Raw genomic sequence first — 18624 nt, forward strand, 5'->3', positions numbered from 1 at the left:
TAACCAAGCAGTGTTCAACCGCGTTGCGCGCGTTGGGTTCTCGCACTCGGCACCGGGCCTGGCAGGGGCTGGCACTGCTGGGGGCTGCCGCAGCGCTGACGTCGTGCGCGAACTGGCGCGGAATCGCGAATGTGCCGATGCCCGGTGGCCCGGGCAGCGGGCCCGGCTCCTACACCGTCTACGTGCAGATGCCCGACACGCTGGCCCTGAACGACAACAGCCGAGTGCGGGTGGCCGATGTCTTTGTCGGCACGGTGCGCGCGATCGAACTGAAGAACTGGGTCGCCACGCTGACGCTACGTGTGGACAAGAGCGTCAAGTTACCCAAGAACGCCACGGCCAAAATCGGGCAGACAAGCCTCCTGGGTTCTCAGCACGTGGAGCTGACCTCGCCGCCCGACCCGTCGCCGGAGTTGCTGAGGGACGGCGACACCATCCCGCTGAAGAATTCGTCCGCCTACCCGACGACGGAGCAGACGCTGGCCAGTCTCGCCCTGATCTTGCGCGGCGGCGGCATCCCGAACCTCGAAGTGCTGCAGAACGAGGCCTACAACATCCTTAACGGGCGCGCCGACCAGATCCACGCCTTCCTCGGCAAGCTCGACACCTTCACCGCCCGACTCGACGAGCAACGCGAGGACATCACCCGAGCGATCGATTCCACCAACCGACTGTTGGAGTACGTGAGCTCGCGCTCGGACGTCTTGGAGCGGGTCCTCACCGAATTCCCGCCGCTGATCAAACATTTCGCTGAAAAGCAGAACCTCTTGATCGACGCGATTGACGCGACCGGACGGCTCAGCCAGGTTGCCGACCAATACCTGTCCGCCTCGCGAAGCGACCTGCACCAGGACCTGCTGTCGCTGCAGTGCCCGTTGCGGGAACTCGGCCGGGCCTCGCCGTATCTGATCCGCGCGCTCAAGCTGATCGCCGTCCGGCCATTCGACATCGACTCAGTGCCGAAGGCGTTCCGCGGCGACTACTTCAACCTGTCGCTCACGCTCGACCTGACCCTCAGCTCTGTCGACAACGCTGTCCTCACCGGGACCGGATTCTCCGGATCGCTGCGCGCGCTCGAGCAATCGTGGGGCCGCGACCCCGAAACGATGATCCCCGACGTCCGATACACGCCGAACCCTAACGACGCGCCGGGCGGCCCGTTGGTCGAAAGGGCGGATAGGCAATGCTGACCCGCTTCATCTGGCGCCAGCTGATCCTCTTCAGCATTCTGAGTGTGATCACGGCGATCGCCTTGGGGTGGTACTACCTGCAGATTCCCACTGCAGCAGGGATTGGCCAGTACACGCTGACGGCGGACCTGCCCGCGTCGGGCGGTCTGTACAAAACGGCCAACGTGACTTATCGCGGTCAAACCATCGGCACGATCACCGGCGTCGAACCGACCGAGACCGGCGTGCGAGTGACCATGAGTATCGCCGACAGCTACAAGATCCCGATTGACGCGTCGGCGAACGTGCATTCGGTGTCGGCGGTCGGTGAGCAGTATCTGGACCTGGTGTCGGCAGGCAATCCGGACCAACACTTTTCGCCGGGGCAGACCATCACCAAGGGCACCGTGCCCACCGAGATCGGGCCGGCGCTGGATGCGGCCAACCGCGGGCTAGCCGCGCTACCTAAGGACAAGATCGCGTCGCTGCTTGACGAAACAGCCCAAGCGGTCGGCGGTTTGGGCCCCGCCCTGCAACGCCTGGTCGATGCGACGCAGGCGATCGCCGGCGACTTCAAGACCAACATCCAAGACGTCGACGCCATCATCCAAAACTCCGGGCCGATCATCGACAGCCAGGTCGATTCGAGTGATTCGATCCGGCGCTGGTCGCACAACCTGGACATCCTGGCCGCGCAGAGCGCGGAAAACGATCAGCACGTGCAAAGCATTTTGACCCAGGCCGCGCCGACCGCCGATCAGGTCAACGCGGTGTTCGGCGACGTCCGCGAGTCGCTGCCGCAGACACTGGCGAATCTCGAGATCGTGCTCGACATGCTCAAGCGGTATCACAAGGGCGTCGAGCAACTGCTGGTGGCCTATCCGCAGGGCGCATCGGAAGGCCAGACGGTAACGACACCCTTCCCGGGCTATGCCGCGCTCGGCACCTCGCTGACAATCAACCAGCCCCCGCCGTGCCTGACCGGCTTTCTCCCGGCAACTCAGTGGCGGTCTCCGGCGGACACCAGCCTGGCGCCCATGCCGTCCGGAACATATTGCAAGATCCCGCAAGACACTCCGGCCAACGCCGTGCGGGGGGCACGCAACATTCCGTGTGTCGATGTCCCGGGTAAACGCGCCGCGACACCGCGGGAATGCCGCGACCCCAAACCCTACGTTCCGGCGGGCACCAATCCCTGGTACGGCGACCCGAACCAGATCCTGACCTGTCCCGCTCCCGGAGCGCGCTGCGACCAGCCGGTGAAGCCCGGTCAGGTGATACCCGCGCCATCGATCAACAACGGCATGAATCCGGCACCCTCGGACCGAGTCGCGGGGACGCCACCGCCGACCAGTGACCCCTTGACCCGGCCCGGGTCGGGGACCGTGCAGTGCAACGGGCAGCAGCCAAATCCCTGCGTGTATACCCCCAGCGGGCCTCCCCCGGCGGTTTACACCCCACAGAGCGGTGAACTGGTGGGGCCCGACGGCGTCAGGTACTCGGTCGAAAATTCGAGCAAAACAGGAGACGACGGATGGAAGGACATGCTGGCGCCTGTTGGCTGAGTCCCACCGACGTCGCGAATTAGTCGACTCAATTCGCCTCGATTGTCCGTCGCACATTCAATTCTGCTGATTTACAGTGCTTTTCGCATCGCTGCTGGCCTGTCGGGCTGTGCGAACGCTGTCCCCTCGTCGCGTCGGTTCTCGGAACCATTGACACTGACCGCACGTACAGTCATATACTGCAGGATGGGCGGCGCCGCCAGAACCACCCTGAGTGCCCTGGATCGGGGCGCCCGCGACTCCCCGCGCACAGCCGGTCAACATCCCGCGGCCAGCCGGTGAACACAGAGATCGGAGCGAAATGCCGGAAGTGATTGGCCTAGGCCAACTCCGGAGCAACGCGTGTACGTATCTCGAGCGGGTTGCCGCCGGGGAGACGCTCGATGTCGTCCGTCGCGGCAAGTTGGTGGCACGGATCGTGTCAGCCGGTGACTGGAGGGTGGCTCCGATCCCGGCCCGATCTGTCAAAGCCGTGTCACCGGACGCTGCTGGGTGGGTCGGGCTTGACGAACTGCGAACGCGGGCCGGACGGTGCTTCGATCGGGTTGCGGCCGGGGAGACGATCTATGTCGTCCGTGGCGGCAAGTTACTGGCGCGGATCGTGTCGGCCGATGACTCGAGGATGACTCCGATCCCGGCGGACGCTGGTCGGCAAATCGAGCTCGACGAACTGCGAAAGCGTGCGGGGCGCTGCTTCGATCGGGTTGCGGCAGGGCAGACGATTGAGGTCATCCGTGGTGGCAAGCTGGTTGCTCGTATCGTGTCAGCCGGGGAACGAGGCCCGAACCGATCGGTGACGCTCCCCGTATCAGTGTCGTCATTGTGACGGCCGACGGCCTCGACACCGCAGCAGGCCCGGCATCCGACGGTAGCTGAGTTAAGCGCGACGAACGGCCCGCGGACCCGGGACTTCCGTCCCTATCACCGGCATCCCTGAACTGGTCGGATTCAAGTGTGGCTCACTACACCCCCGACAGAGCAGAACTGATGGCAATGAAGGCACCGACGCGGCCGGGAACGACAATCGTGACGCTGACGATGAATCCGGCGCTCGACATCACCACGCACACCGATCGGGTAATTCCCACCGATAAAGTGCGATGCGGGCTGCCCCGTTACGATCCCGGCGGCGGCGGAATCAACGTCGCGGCAATCGCCCATGTGCTCGGCGCATCGGTATCGGCCATCTTTCCGGCGGGCGGCCATGCCGGCGACAAGGTGACCGATCTTGTCGCCGACTCAGGGGTGCCGGTGCAGCGGATCACCGTGGCTCACTCGACCAGGGAAAGCTTCACGATCGACGAGAACACGACCGGGCAGCAGTACCGGTTCGTGCTGCCAGGTCCGTCGCTCACCGATGCCGAGCAGACCGAGTGCCTCGACAAACTCAGCGCCGCAGCGGCATCCGCGGACTTCGTCGTGGCCAGCGGCAGTCTGCCGCCCAGTGTGCCTCCCGACTTTTATCAGCGGGTCGCCGACATCTGTCGCGAGCGCGGTGCGCTGTTGATTCTCGACACCTCCGGGGCTGGATTGCGGCATATCTCTTCCGGCGTCTTTCTGCTCAAGCCGAGCGTGCGAGAACTACGCGAATGTTTCGGACGAGCACTCATCACCGAGTCAGAGCAGCTCGCCGCGGCGCACGAACTTGTCGACCGCGGCTGCGCTCAGTACGTCGTCGTGTCACTCGGGTCCAAGGGCGCTCTGCTTGCCACGCCGACTGGCAGCCAACGCTATTCGCCGGTAACGGTGCCTTCCGGCAGCGGCGTGGGCGCCGGCGACGCCATGACCGCCGGCATCACCGTGGGCCTTAGTCGCGGCTGGCAACTTGACAAGGCGGTGCGGCTGGGCATCGCAGCCGGTGCAGCCATGCTGCTGACTCCCGGCACCGCGCACTGCGCCCGTGAAGATGTCGAGAGGTTCTTCGAGATCGCCGCCGACCCTATAGATGTCGACGGCGACCAATGGTTGTCCGCTCGACCAAGGACATCACCATGACGCTGCCGGTCACCGTCGACCCGCGCTACCACGACGCCGTGATCTTCAACCTCAACACGGTGTTGAGCGACACCGAGGGTGTTCCGTTGTTCGAGTCGACGATCAAGCTGGTGCAAAAGTTGCTCGACGCCGGCGTCGCCACGGCGGTCTACGCGTCGCGCCCGGACGGTCAACAGCTCTTGAAATCCGCAGGGATTGATGACCTTTTCGGTGCCTGTGTCGATGGCATCCCAAGTGCGGTCCTCGTTGACGCCACCCGCCGACTGGGCGTGCGCCCGGGCCGGTCTGTCGTCGTCGACTGTGCCGGTGCCGGGGTGGCGGCAGCCCACAACGGCGGTTTCGCACTCGTCATCGGTGTCGACCGCGCCGGGCTTGCCGGCGAACTACTGTGCTGCGGCGCCGACGTCGTGGTTGCGGAACTCGAGGACGTCGCTGTTCGCACGGGTGACAGGCAAATATCGAACCTCCCCGATGCGGTGACGTCATACGGTCAGATCATCGGTGTTCTGGGCGCCCGAGAGCCAGTGTTGTTTCTCGACTACGACGGAACCTTGTCCCCCATCGTTGCCGATCCCAACGCCGCCGCCCTTGTGGACGGAGCGGCCGAGGCGCTGGAAGGCCTTGCGGCGCAATGCCCCGTGGCCATACTGAGCGGCCGTGACCTCGCCGATATCCGCAGCCGGGTGCACATACCGGGTATCTGGTACGCGGGCAGCCACGGCTTTGAGCTGACGGAACCGGACGGCACCTATCACCGAAACGAAGGGGCCGCGGCCGCCGTCGCGGCCATCGAGCGTGCAGCGGCCGAGTTGGGCGAGTGTTTGGCGGAGATTCCCGGGGTGCGCGTGGAGCACAAACGCTTCGCCGTCGCGGTTCACTACCGCGAAGTCGCGCCAGAGCACGTCAGCGAGATCGTCTCCGCCGCACACAAACTCGGACAACGAGATGGTCTACGACTGACAAACGGGCGCATGCTGGTCGAGCTGCGGCCTGATATCGACTGGGACAAAGGGACCACGCTGGCCTGGATCCGTGATCGTATCGACCCTACTGGTTCCCTGCTGCCCATCTACATCGGCGACGACCTCACTGACGAAGACGCGTTCGATGCAATCCAATTCGACGGCATGGGGATCGTGGTGCGGCACGAGGAGGATGGCGACCGAAAAACGGCTGCCCGTTTCGCTCTGCAGAGTCCCGCTGAGGTGCGGGAATTCATTCAGCGTGGATCGAATTGGCTTGCAATTAAGCGTGAGCAGTCCTCCGCAGCATGGGATTTCACCTATGGTGGGTACGACCCGCAGAACGAGAAGCTTCGTGAGTCGTTGTGCACGGTTGGAAATGGCTACTTCGCCACCCGGGGCGCGGCGCCCGAATCCAAGGCCGACCAAGTGCACTATCCGGGCACCTATGCCGCCGGAATCTACAACCGTCTCGTCGACGACGTATCGGGCACCGAAATCGACAACGAGAGTCTGGTCAACCTGCCCAACTGGCTTGCGCTGACCTTCCGCGTCGACGGCGGCAGCTGGTTCGACATCGACGCGGTCAGGGTGCTGTCCTACCGACAGACCCTCAACCTGCGCGGCGCGATACTGACCAGGGAGGTGCGCTTTTGCGACGACGCCGGACGCACCAGTTCGCTGACCCAGCAACGATTCGCCGCGATGCACCTGCCGCACGTCGGCGCCCTTCAGACGACGATCGTCGCCGAGGATTGGTCAGGGACCATCGAGATTCGCTCGACGCTGGACGGCAATGTCACGAACTCGCTCGTGGAGCGGTATCGGGATTTGGCCAACGATCATCTTGGGTTGGTGGAAAAGCGGGAGATCAATGACCACTCTGTGCTGCTGACAGTTCAGACGACCCAGTCGCGCATTCCCATTGCCATGGCGGCGCGAAGCGTCGTGTGGCGGGACGGGACTCCCGTCCCGGCTACCTACCACCTTGTCGACCAGGCAGCCGAAATCGGTCACGACATCGCCGTCAAGGTGTCGGTCGGTGACGAGTTGACCGTGGAGAAGATCGTGACCGTGTTCACCGGGCGCGATGCCGCGACGTCCGAACCCGCTGTCGATGCCCAACGCTGGCTGAGCCGACTCGGCCGGTTCGCCGAGTTGCGCGACGGGCACCTGAATGCCTGGGTACATCTGTGGGAGCGCCTGTCCATCGAGTTCGAAGACTTCACCGACGAATCGCGCATCTTACGACTGCATCTCCTGCATCTGCTGCAGACGGTCTCCCCCAACAGTTGCGATCTCGATGTCGGGATACCGGCCCGCGGACTGAACGGTGAGGCATATCGCGGGCACATCTTCTGGGACGAGCTGTTCATCTTCCCGGTACTCAACTTGCGGCTGCCGATGATCACCCGGTCGCTGCTGGGATACCGCTATCGGCGCCTGCCCGAGGCACGTGACGCCGCCCAGGCGGCAGGCTACTCCGGTGCGATGTTCCCGTGGCAATCCGGCAGCGATGGACGCGAGGAAAGCCAACGTCTGCACCTCAATCCACGCAGCGGCCGGTGGAACCCCGACGGGAGCGCTCGTGCGCACCACATCGGAATCGCCGTCGCCTACAGCGCATGGAAGTTCTATCAAGTCACCGGAGATCTCGCCTACTTGATCGACTATGGCGCGGAGCTGCTGGCCGAGATCGCACGCTTCTGGGTAAGTAGGGCCAGCTACGACCAGGAACGCGAACGCTACAGCATCCGGGGCGTCATCGGGCCCGATGAATTCCACTCGGGCTACCCAGACGCGCCATACGACGGAATCGACAACAACGCTTACACCAACGTGATGGCTGTATGGGTGATCATGCGCGCCCTCGACGCGCTGAAACTGCTACCGCTGCCGAACCGACTCGATCTACTCGAGACGCTCGGACTGCACAGGGACGAACTGGCGCACTGGGAAGAAGTAAGTCGACGGATGTGCGTCCCGTTTCACGACGGCCTCATCAGCCAGTTCGAGGGGTACGGCGAGTTGGAGGAACTGGATTGGGACCGTTACCGGCGGCAGTACGGGAATATCCAACGCCTCGACCGCATCCTCGAGGCGGAAAACGACGACGTGAACCGATACAAGGCATCCAAGCAGGCCGACATCCTCATGCTGCTTTACCTGATGTCGGCAACGGAGTTGTGTGAGCTATTGGAGCGACTTGGCTATCGCTTTATGCCCGACAAGGTCCCAGAAATGGTTGACTACTACCTGGCCCGCACGTCGCACGGGTCGACGCTCAGCGGTGTGGTGCACACCTGGGTGCTCGCCCGGGCCAACCGCCATCGTGCCATGGAGTTCTTCCAACAGGCACTGAACTCCGACGTCTCAGACATCCAGGGCGGCACCACGTCCGAAGGCATCCACCTGGCGGCCATGGCCGGCAGCGTCGACCTCTTGCAGCGGTGCTTCACCGGGATGGAAACCCGGTCCAACCGCATCATCCTCTCGCCGTACTGGCCGGAAGAACTTGGCGTGCTGGCATTCCCGATCCACTACCGCGGTCTGCACCTGCACCTGCGGGTCAGCGGAAAGGGCGTGATGATCAGTGTGGATCCACGCGACGCTGCCGGAGTCGAAGTGGAATGTCGTGGTCGAGTCGTTCAACTGATGCCTGGGACCACGGTCCGATTTCCCGGCTGATCTTTGCCGGTACGATCGCTATTCGTGCAACGGCAAGGGGCGGAGACAGCACCGATGTGGTCATCATGCCCCGCCGTGGTGGACGGCGACGCCTACCCGTGATCGTTCATGCGGCTGGAACCAGAAGCTGGCTGACGCGCAATGTGTGGGTGTTATCGGCTGTTTCGTTCCTCCAAGACACCGCCAGCGAATTGCTGTATCCGCTGTTACCGATCTACCTGACCGCAGTTCTTGGTGCGCCACCCGCCGTTGTGGGCGCCGTCGAAGGCGCGGCCGAAGGGGCGGCGTCGCTGACAAAACTGGCGGCTGGACCGCTCGGGGATAGATTTGCCCGGCGTCCGCTTATCGCGGCGGGCTACGGCATGGCCGCGCTCGGCAAGGTAATTGTTGCGGTCGCCGGTGCGTGGCCCGGTGTCCTCGCCGGACGCCTGGTCGATCGAGTCGGCAAGGGTATCCGCGGCGCGCCTCGCGATGCACTGCTCGTCGACGGAATCGACGAAGGCAGCCGCGGCCGCGTGTTCGGGTTTCACCGCGCGATGGACACGCTCGGCGCGGTTGTCGGTCCGCTGATCGGACTTGCCGGATACGAGCTACTCGACCATCAGATTGTGCCGTTGCTCTACATCGCGATCGTCCCGGCCGTCCTGAGTGTGGCCCTGGTCGCGATGGTGCGGGAACGTCCCCGGCCGGTTGAGCGTGCGCAGCGACCACGGGTGGCGACGAGCCTGCGTGAACTGCCGGGCCGGTATTGGCGGGTGATCGGTCTGCTGGCAGCCTTCGGCGTCGTCAACTTCCCTGATGCCCTAATCCTGTTGCGTCTCAAAGAGATCGGATTCTCGGTGGCCGAAGTGATACTGGCCTACGTGGGATACAACATGGTATACGCGCTGGGCAGTTACCCGGCCGGATCACTCGCTGATCGCATCCCGAAACCTATGGTATTCGGGGTGGGCTTAGCCTTTTTCGCGGCCGGCTACATCGGGCTCGGACTCACCACCGACAAAGTCGCGGCGTGGCTCATCCTCGGGCTGTACGGGCTGTTCACCGCCTGCACTGACGGCGTCGGAAAGGCCTGGATCTCCGGACTCGTTCCCGCCGAGTTGCAGTCCAGCGCACAAGGCATATTTCAGGGTGCGGCGGGCTTCGCGGTTTTGGCGGCAGGCCTGTGGGCCGGCCTGTTATGGGGAGCGAGAGGCCAACTGCCACTACTGGTCTCAGGAATCGCCGGTGGCTTCTTTGCGGCCATCCTTCTCGTTCTCTCGATCGGCGCGTGGATCCGCACCAAATCCAGCTCTGCATCGTCGAATTGACGCTCACGGGCGCCGGCACCCGAGTCATCGACAGCCAGCGCCGAGCCATGGTGGTTCGTCTGCACCCACGCCGTCACGCTGGGGATATCGCATTGGAGATACCGGCCGGCGTTTCGAGTTCGGTCCCAGGACGGGTCGTTGATCCACCCGTTCGGGTGACCTTCGGCCCTGGCACCGTGCGTGCCGCTGTGCGAGGTTGGCATTTGTGGCGCTATCGATCGTTTCGGGCCGACTGCTTGACGCGCTATGAGAGGACAGGTCATGAGCACATCAGAGTACGTCCGCTTTTTTGAGGAGTTCGGCATCGACGATGTGCCGCTCGTCGGCGGAAAAAACGCGTCGCTGGGCGAGATGTTCCAGAAGCTGTCCGGGCAGGGCGTCCGCGTCCCACACGGATTCGCCATCACCGCCCAGGCTTATCGCCACATGTTGGACAAAGCCGGCGCCTGGGACCGTCTGCATGCCGAGCTCGACGACATCGACCCCGCCGACGTCGCCGCGCTGGCGCGTAAAGGCAAGCGCGCCCGTGAGATCGTCTACGGCGCCGGGCTTCCCGACGATCTGGCCGCCGAGATCCTGGATGGCTACCGAAAGCTTCAGCAGGAGTACGGCGAGGAGGTGAGTCTCGCTGTGCGGAGCTCGGCGACCGCCGAGGACCTGCCGACGGCGAGCTTTGCCGGCCAACAGGATTCGTATCTCAACATCAAAGGCGAAGAGAGTCTGCTCGATACGTGCCGCCGGTGTTTCGCCAGTTTGTTCACTGATCGCGCCATTCATTACCGAATCGATCAGGGTTTCGACCACTTCAAGGTCTCGCTGTCGATCGGCGTGATGAAGATGGTGCGCTCCGATATCTCTTCGTCGGGCGTGATGTTCTCCATCGACACCGAGTCGGGCTTTCGCGACGCCGTCTTCGTGACCGGCGCCTACGGACTTGGCGAGAATGTGGTTCAGGGCGCCGTCGACCCGGACGAGTTCTACGTCCACAAGCCGACCTACCTCGCCGGCCATCGCGCCGTGTTGCGCCGCCTCATCGGCGACAAGGCCGTGAAAATGATCCTCGTCGAAGGCGAGACGAAGAACACCACGCGAAACGTCCCCACACCCAAGGCCGATCGCGCCCGGTTCTGTCTCACCGACGACGACGTCTTGGAGCTGGCCGGCTACGCGTGCACCATCGAGGCGCACTACGGGCGGCCGATGGACATGGAGTGGGCGAAGGACGGTCTGGACGGAAAGCTCTACATCGTCCAGGCTCGCCCGGAAACGGTGGCCTCCCAGCACAGCGCGACGGCGCTGGAGTCCTATGTGCTCGAAGGCCGCGGCGAAGTACTCACCGAGGGGCGCTCGGTCGGCGAGAAGATCGCCTCGGGTGCGGTCAAACGGATCGAGAAGCTCACTCAGCTGGACGAATTCAAGCCCGGTCAGGTACTCGTCGCCGACACCACAACGCCGGACTGGGAGCCGGTCATGAAGACCGCCGCAGCGATCGTCACCAATCGCGGCGGTCGCACTTGCCACGCGTCGATCATCGCTCGCGAACTCGGCATTCCCGCCGTGGTCGGCACCGGCGACGCGACCACGTGCGTGCCCGACGGAGCCGTCGTGACGGTGTCGTGCGCGGAGGGCGACACGGGCCGCGTGTACCGGGGTGAGATCGGCTTCCATGTCGACCGAACCGAGGTGGCGGATCTGGCGCGGCCGCGAACCCAGATCATGCTCAACCTCGGGAACCCCGACCTCGCCTTCAAGACCTCGTTCCTGCCGAACGACGGAGTGGGACTCGCTCGGATGGAGTTCATCATCAGCGAGTACATCCGGGTTCACCCGCTAGCCCTTTTGCACCCCGATAAGGTCGACGACGCCGAGGCGCGTCGGACGATCGAGCGGCTCACGCAGGGCTATCCCGATGGGAGCGCCTTCTTCGTGGAACGCCTTTCCGAAGGGATCGGCACGATTGCCGCCGCCTTCTGGCCGAAGCCCGTTGTGGTGCGGATGTCGGATTTCAAGACCAACGAGTACGCGAGCCTGATCGGCGGAGCAGCCTTCGAGCCGTCGGAGAGCAACCCGATGATCGGCTTCCGCGGTGCCTCGCGCTACGCGCATCCCGCCTACGCCGAGGGTTTCGCGCTCGAGTGCCGCGCGATGCGACGTGTGCGCGACGAGATGGGGCTGACGAACGTGATTCTGATGCTCCCGTTCGTGCGTCGAATCGCCGAGGCGGACCTCGTCCTGCGGACAATGGCCGACCTCGGTCTGCGCCGGGGCGAAAACGGGCTCAAGGTGTACGCGATGTGCGAGATCCCGAACAACGTGATCCTGATCGATGAATTCGCCAAGCGTTTCGACGGTTTCTCCATCGGCTCCAACGACCTGACTCAGCTCACCCTCGGTGTCGATCGTGACAGCGAGATCGTGGCCTTCGACTACGACGAGCGTGACGAGGGCGTCAAGGAGATGATTCGCCTGGCCGTTGAGGGCTGCCGCCGCAACGGAATCCACTCGGGGCTGTGTGGACAAGCGCCTTCGGACTACCCGGACATGGCCGAGTTCTTGGTCCGGATCGGCATCGAGTCGATGAGTCTGAACCCCGACACGGTGATCAAGACCACCCGTCAGGTCCTTCAAGTGGAACAGCAGCTCGTGCCGGCTCAATGAGCAGCGATCTCACTCCGCTCCCGGACTTGCTGCACGGGCACTCCCGGGCCGGGCCGGTGCGCGAGCGTCGACCCGTCTACGTTGATTTGCTGCCGCCGTGCAATGCCGGTTGCCCCGCCGGGGAGAACATCCAGGCCTGGCTCGCCCATGCAACCGCCGGCCGGCACGAGGAGGCCTGGCGACAGCTCGTTGCGGACAACCCATTCGCCGCGATCCACGGACGCGTGTGCTATCACCCCTGTGAAACCGTCTGCAACCGTGCCCATCTCGACAGCTCGGTATCGATCCATTCGGTGGAGCGGTTCCTCGGTGACCTTGCTTGGAAGCGCGGCTGGACATTCGACCCGCCGCCTATCCGTACCGGCAAGCGCGTCCTGGTTGTCGGCGCGGGGCCAAGCGGACTGTCCGCCGCCTACCACCTGGCACGTCTCGGCCACGAGGTCGAAATTCGGGACGCGGGTGCGGTGCCCGGCGGCATGATGCGGTACGGCATTCCGAGCTACCGGCTGCCCCGTGACGTGCTGGATGTCGAGCTGAACCGAATCGCGGCCATGGGCGTCCGGTTGACCAGCGATCATCGGGTCGATGACCTGGCGGCCGAGCGGGAAGATGGCGGGTTTGATGCGGTATTCGTCGCGGTCGGTGCGCATCTGGCCAAACGCGTCGACATCCCCGCCCGCGACGCGGGCACGATGGTGGACGCGGTGTCTTTTCTGCGCGACGTCGCCTCCGGCGAAAAGCCGGCGATCGGGCGCCACGTGGCCGTCTACGGCGGCGGCAACACTGCGATGGACGCCGCCCGCGTGGCCCGGCGCCTCGGCGCCGAGGACGCGGTCATCGTCTACCGCCGCACTCGCGAGCAGATGCCCGCCCACGAGGAGGAAGCCGTCGACGCCGAACGCGAGGGCGTGCGCATCAACTGGCTACGGACGATCAGCGCCTTCGACGGTCCCGAATTGCGGGTCGAGGTAATGGAACTCGACGATTCGGGCTACCCACAACCGACCGGACGCTTTGAGACGCTGGCCGCCGACACCCTGATCATGGCGCTCGGCCAGGAGACGGAATCGGCGTTCATGCGGACGCTGCCGGGAGTTGAGTTCGACAGCGACGGCAGCGTGCGTGTCTCGGAAGCATTGATGACCGGCTGTCCGGGCGTCTTCGCCGGCGGCGACATGGTGCCCAGTGAGCGCACCGTCACAGTCGGTGTCGGGCATGGGAAAAAGGCCGCGCACCACATTGACGCCTGGTTGCGCAACGCGACGGGCGCACGCCCGGCCAAACACCCGACGGCGACGTTCGATTCGCTGCACCTTTGGTTTTTCGGTGACGCCGCGCGGCGTCAGCAGCCCGAACTCGAGCCGGACAAGCGCGTGGAGACTTTCGAGGAAGTCGTCGGCGGTTTGTCCGCCGACGAGGCGACTTTCGAGGCGGGGCGTTGCCTTTCGTGCGGCAACTGCTTCGAATGCGACGGCTGCCTCGGCGCCTGCCCGGAGGACGCGGTGATCAAACTCGGTGTCGGGCATCGCTACAAGTTCGACTACGACAAGTGCACCGGCTGCGCCGTCTGCTTCGACCAGTGCCCGGTGCATGCCATCGAGATGTTCCCGGAGCCGAAATGACCCGTGCCACGGTGGATGGCAACGAGGCCGCCGTTTCGGTCGCGTACCGACTCAACGAGGTGTGCTGCATCTACCCGATCACACCATCATCGCCGATGGCCGAGTTTGCCGACGAATGGTCCAGCGCGGGGCGGCCCAATGTATGGGGCACCGTGCCGACCGTGGTCGAAATGCAAAGCGAGGGTGGAGCGGCGGGAGCTCTGCACGGCGCTCTGCAGAGCGGGGCGTTGACCACGACCTTCACCTCGTCGCAGGGCCTGCTGTTGATGATCCCGAACATGTACAAGATCGCCGGCGAGCTGACGTCTGCCGTCATTAACGTGGCAGCCAGATCGATTGCAGCCCAGGGGTTGTCGATCTTTGGCGACCATTCGGACGTGATGGCCGTGCGGCAAACGGGATTCGCGCTGCTCGCATCGGCCTCCGTGCAGGAGGCACACGACCTGGCACTCGTCGCGCAGGCGGCCACACTCGCAACCCGGGTACCGTTCGTGCACTTCTTCGACGGCTTCCGAACGTCCCATGAACTCAACACGATTCAGACGCTCTCCGACGACGACCTGCGGGCACTGGTGCCCGAAGAGTTGATCTGGGCCCATCGCGGACGAGCGCTGTCCCCCGAGCGCCCATTCATTCGCGGCACCGCCCAGAATCCGGACGTCTACTTTCAGGCGCGTGAAACGGTGAACCCGTTCTACGCGCGGGTTCCCGGCGTGGTCGAGGACCTGATGGCCCGCCTTGGGGAGCGCACCGGCAGGAAGATGCAGATCGTCGACTACACCGGTCACCCGGAGGCGGAGCGCGTGCTGGTGCTGATGGGCTCGGGCGCAGAGACTGTGGTGCAGACCGTCGCCGCTCTCGTCGAGCGCGGCGAGCGGGTCGGGGTGGTCCAGGTGCGGCTGTACCGCCCGTTTCCCACCAGCGCGCTCCTCGAAGCGCTGCCGACGACGGTGCGCACGGTCGGCGTTCTGGACCGCACCAAGGAGCCCGGGTCGATCGGCGAACCGTTGTATCTGGACGTTGTCGCGGCACTCGCCGAGGCTTGTAGCGACGGGGAGCGACCCGTCATGCCGCGCGTGACGGGTGGACGATACGGACTGTCCTCCAAGGAATTCACACCCGCCATGGTCGCCGGGGTGTTCGCCGAACTCGCTCGCGAGCAACCGCGGCGCCGTTTCACCATCGGTATCGACGACGACGTCTCCGGTACCAGCGTCGACTACGACCCGTCGTTCGACATCGAGTCACCCGACACGTTCCGAGCGGTCTTCTTCGGGCTGGGTTCGGACGGTACGGTCAGCGCGAACAAGAACACGATCAAGATCCTCGGGTCCGAAGAAGGGCTGCACGCCCAAGGCTACTTCGTCTACGACTCGAAGAAGTCGGGTTCGCAGACCGAGTCGCATTTACGCTTCGGGCCGGATCCCATCCGCGCCCCTTACCTCGTGACTGCGGCCAATTTCGTTGGCTGCCATCAGTTCCGGTTTCTCGACAAAATGGATGTGCTGGGTCGGGCCGCCCCGGACGCGACGCTCCTGCTGAACTGTCGGCAGCCTGCTGCCAAGGTCTGGGACGCTCTGCCCCGGCTGGTTCAGAAACAGGTCCTGGCAAAGCGGATCACGCTCTACACCGTCGACGCCGACCGAATCGCACGGGCCGCCGGGCTCGCAGGCCGAATCAACATCGTTTTGCAGACATGCTTTTTCGCGATCTCGGACGTGCTGCCCCGCGAGCAGGCGATCGTCCGGATCAAGGAATCGGTGGAAAAGATGTACGGAAACCGCGGCGCCGACGTGCTGGCCAAAGAACTGGCCGCAGTGGACGGCGCGGTGGCCGGGTTACACCGGATCGAGATACCCGCCCTGGTCACCTCGACGCGCACACCGGCACCGACAGTGCCCGAGTCTGCTCCGGACTTCGTCCGCACCGTCACTGCGGAGATGATGGCCGGACGCGGAAACGCCCTGCCGGTCAGCGTACTTCCGGTGGACGGCAGTTACCCGAGCGGCACGACCGCATACGAGAAGCGCAACATCTCCGAGCTGGTTGCGGTCTGGGACGCCGATAGCTGCATCCAGTGCGGCAACTGCGGCTTCGTCTGCCCGCACAGCGTGATCCGCTCCAAGTTCTACGACCAGTCCCAGCTGGCCGGGGCACCAACACAGTTCGACTCCGCGCCCCTGAACGCCGTCGGCACCCCGAACGCCAGGTACTCGCTGCAGGTGTATGTCGAGGACTGCACCGGGTGCGGCCTGTGCGTCGAGGCCTGCCCGGTCGTCATTCCGGGCAGCGCCGTGACCAAGGCGATCAATCTCGGCCCCAGCGAACCGCGGGTGATCGCCGAGCGTGAGAACATCGCCTTCTTCGAGACACTGCCGACCAATGACCGCTCCCGGGTCGACTTCGGCACCGTGCGCGGCACCCAGTTTCTGCAGCCGCTGTTCGAGTTTTCCGGCGCCTGCGCGGGTTGCGGCGAGACGCCGTACCTCAAGCTGCTCTCACAGCTGTTCGGGGACCGGCTGATGATCGCCAACGCAACGGGCTGCTCGTCGATCTATGGCGGCAATCTGCCCACCACTCCCTGGACCACCGACGCGGACGGGCGGGGTCCCGCCTGGTCGAACTCACTGTTCGAGGACAACGCGGAGTTCGGGCTCGGTCTGCGGTTGGCCAGCGACGGACATGTCGCGCTGGCTCGGCGCCGCCTCGCCGAATTACGCGACGCCATCGGCACCGGACTCGTCGACGCCATACTGGCGGCGCCGCAGCTGCGGGAGTCGGAGTTGGCAGCCCAGCGTGAGCGGGTGGCCGAGCTCAAGAACCGCCTTGCGGACCTCGATCCCGCAGCGACTGCCGACTTGCGCAGCGTGGTGGACAGCCTGGTCCGGCGCAGCGTGTGGATCGTCGGCGGTGACGGCTGGGCGTACGACATCGGGTCGGGTGGGCTCGACCACGTGTTGGCCACCGGGCGCAACGTCAACGTGCTGGTGCTCGACACCGAGGTCTATTCCAACACCGGCGGTCAGATGTCCAAGTCGACCCCACTGGGCGCAGTCGCCAAGTTCGCCGCCGCCGGCAAGACGGTGCCGAAGAAAGATCTCGCGCTGCAAGCGATCGCGTACGGAAACGTCTACGTTGCCAAGGTCGCAATGGGTGCCGACCCGCAGCAGACCCTGCAGGCCTTCCGCGAGGCGGAGGCTTACGATGGGCCGTCGCTGGTGATCGGCTACAGCCAGTGCATTGCGCACGGCATCGATATGCGTCTCGGGATGGATCAGCAGTACCGTGCGGTCGCCAGCGGACACTGGCCCCTGATCCGTTACGACCCGGTACTTCGTGCGGCCGGGCACAATCCGTTCCTGCTCGACTCGCATCGACCGCGGATCCCGCTCGCCGACTACGCCTACCGAGAGCTTCGGTACCGCGCGCTGGCCAACGCCGAGCCGGTCGAAGCCGAACGGCTACTCGGGTTGGCAGAACAGGCGATCGAACAACGCTGGAATATCTACGAGGAGATGGCTTCCCGCGGTCCCGAACACTTTCACGCCGACGCCCGCAGGCCGCGCTGATGGAGTTGTCCACCCGGTATCTAGGCCTCACGCTGCGGAACCCGCTCGTCGCGGCGGCATCCCCGCTGTCGCAAACCGTCGACGGCGTCCGGCGCCTCGCCGACGCCGGCGTCGGCGCAGTGGTGCTCCATTCGCTGTTCGAAGAGCAACTGCGCCGCGAGGCTGAGCAGAACGCGCGGGTCGCCGAGGCGGGCACCGAGAGCTTCGCCGAGTCTTTGTCGTACTTCCCCCACGCCGCCGATGAGGACCACGGCCCACGCCGGTACTTGAGCCTGCTCGGACGCGCGGCCGCCGCAGTCTCAGTTCCGGTGATCGGCAGCCTCAACGGCATCACGCCCGGCAGTTGGGCCCGCTACGCCCGGTCAATGCAGGATTCCGGCGCGGCCGCAATCGAATTGAACATCTACTACCTGCCCGGCGATCCGCACATCCGCGGCCGCGATGTCGAACAGCGTCACCTCGACATCCTGGCGCGGGTCAAGGACACGGTGACAGTACCGGTGGCCGTGAAGCTCAGCCCGTACTTCAGCGCGACCGGCGAGATGGCACAGCGCCTGGACGAGGCCGGCGCGGATGGGCTGGTGCTGTTCAACCGATTCCTGCAACCCGATATTGACCCCGAGAGCCTCACGGTGCTGCGTACGGTGTCGTTGTCCACCCCGGCGGAGATTCGGCTGCCGCTGAGATGGATTGCGCTGCTGCACGGGCGAGTCGGCGCTTCGCTCGCCGCGACGACCGGCGTCGAGAGCGCCGCGGAGTTGATCAAGTACCTGCTGGCCGGGGCGGATGTGGTGATGACCGCATCAGCGTTGCTGCGTCACGGCCCGGAGCACGCCGCCGTACTGCTCGACGGGTTGCGCGAATGGATGGGGCGCAAGGGATATGCCACCGTCGAGGAACTACGTGGGCTACTCGCCCCCCGCGTTGGTACCGACCTGACCACACAGGAACGCTCGGACTACGTCAGCGCACTGAGCGAAGCCAACAGCACTGACTACGACCCCCATCTCGACGCCGGCTATCGAGGAATTGATCGCTGAGCCCAAGCAGGACTACATTTCCGGCCGGTTCGGCTGACTGATCTGA

Annotated in this window: 9 protein-coding genes; all 9 read left to right on the forward strand. The window is 64.8% G+C overall.

The features are described from left to right. Positions 1 to 23 precede the first annotated feature (23 nt). The 9 genes from ACZY0B_RS08565 (at position 24) to ACZY0B_RS08605 (ending at position 18578) form a co-directional block, all read left to right on the forward strand. Complete coding sequence (locus tag ACZY0B_RS08565) at positions 24 to 1190, forward strand: virulence factor Mce family protein (protein WP_463763735.1); 1167 nt, start codon at positions 24 to 26, stop codon at positions 1188 to 1190. Continuing rightward, positions 1184 to 2734 (forward strand): MCE family protein, encoded by a 1551-nt coding sequence (locus ACZY0B_RS08570; RefSeq protein WP_463763659.1) that lies wholly within the window; start codon positions 1184 to 1186, stop codon positions 2732 to 2734. Before ACZY0B_RS08565 ends, ACZY0B_RS08570 begins: the two co-directional genes overlap by 7 nt. A 993-nt stretch (positions 2735 to 3727) precedes the next feature. After that, positions 3728 to 4729 (forward strand): 1-phosphofructokinase family hexose kinase, encoded by a 1002-nt coding sequence (locus ACZY0B_RS08575; protein WP_463763736.1) that lies wholly within the window; start codon positions 3728 to 3730, stop codon positions 4727 to 4729. Then, entirely contained in the window at positions 4726 to 8379 is a 3654-nt protein-coding gene (gene otsB, locus ACZY0B_RS08580; RefSeq protein ID WP_463763660.1) for a trehalose-phosphatase, read from the forward strand. Before ACZY0B_RS08575 ends, otsB begins: the two co-directional genes overlap by 4 nt. A gap of 65 nt (positions 8380 to 8444) precedes the next feature. Continuing rightward, positions 8445 to 9689 carry an MFS transporter gene (locus ACZY0B_RS08585; RefSeq protein ID WP_463763661.1) on the forward strand — a complete coding sequence of 415 codons (1245 nt, stop codon included), beginning with the start codon at positions 8445 to 8447 and terminating at the stop codon, positions 9687 to 9689. A 261-nt stretch (positions 9690 to 9950) separates the two neighbouring features. Further along, on the forward strand, positions 9951 to 12347 hold the full coding sequence (ppsA, locus tag ACZY0B_RS08590; protein ID WP_463763662.1) for a phosphoenolpyruvate synthase: 2397 nt from the start codon (positions 9951 to 9953) through the stop codon (positions 12345 to 12347). Then, entirely contained in the window at positions 12344 to 13969 is a 1626-nt protein-coding gene (locus ACZY0B_RS08595) for an NAD(P)-binding protein (protein WP_463763663.1), read from the forward strand. The genes ppsA and ACZY0B_RS08595 overlap by 4 nt, the downstream gene beginning before the upstream one ends. Then, positions 13966 to 17538, forward strand: coding sequence for a pyruvate:ferredoxin (flavodoxin) oxidoreductase (gene nifJ / locus ACZY0B_RS08600; protein WP_463763664.1), 3573 nt, complete (start codon positions 13966 to 13968; stop codon positions 17536 to 17538). The genes ACZY0B_RS08595 and nifJ overlap by 4 nt, the downstream gene beginning before the upstream one ends. Then, positions 17538 to 18578 carry a dihydroorotate dehydrogenase-like protein gene (locus tag ACZY0B_RS08605; RefSeq protein ID WP_463763665.1) on the forward strand — a complete coding sequence of 347 codons (1041 nt, stop codon included), beginning with the start codon at positions 17538 to 17540 and terminating at the stop codon, positions 18576 to 18578. The genes nifJ and ACZY0B_RS08605 overlap by 1 nt, the downstream gene beginning before the upstream one ends. The last annotated feature ends 46 nt before the right edge of the window (positions 18579 to 18624 follow it).

This window comes from Mycobacterium sp. IDUB_19, assembly GCF_055419445.1.

Bases quoted from the DNA above. Each gene is read 5' to 3' on its own strand.
- nifJ (WP_463763664.1), top strand. From the start codon at position 13,966: ATGACCCGTGCCACGGTGGATGGCAACGAGGCCGCCGTTTCGGTCGCG.
- ACZY0B_RS08570 (WP_463763659.1), top strand. From the start codon at position 1,184: ATGCTGACCCGCTTCATCTGGCGCCAGCTGATCCTCTTCAGCATTCTG.
- ACZY0B_RS08605 (WP_463763665.1), top strand. From the start codon at position 17,538: ATGGAGTTGTCCACCCGGTATCTAGGCCTCACGCTGCGGAACCCGCTC.
- ACZY0B_RS08575 (WP_463763736.1), top strand. From the start codon at position 3,728: ATGAAGGCACCGACGCGGCCGGGAACGACAATCGTGACGCTGACGATG.
- otsB (WP_463763660.1), top strand. From the start codon at position 4,726: ATGACGCTGCCGGTCACCGTCGACCCGCGCTACCACGACGCCGTGATC.
- ACZY0B_RS08595 (WP_463763663.1), top strand. From the start codon at position 12,344: ATGAGCAGCGATCTCACTCCGCTCCCGGACTTGCTGCACGGGCACTCC.
- ppsA (WP_463763662.1), top strand. From the start codon at position 9,951: ATGAGCACATCAGAGTACGTCCGCTTTTTTGAGGAGTTCGGCATCGAC.
- ACZY0B_RS08585 (WP_463763661.1), top strand. From the start codon at position 8,445: ATGCCCCGCCGTGGTGGACGGCGACGCCTACCCGTGATCGTTCATGCG.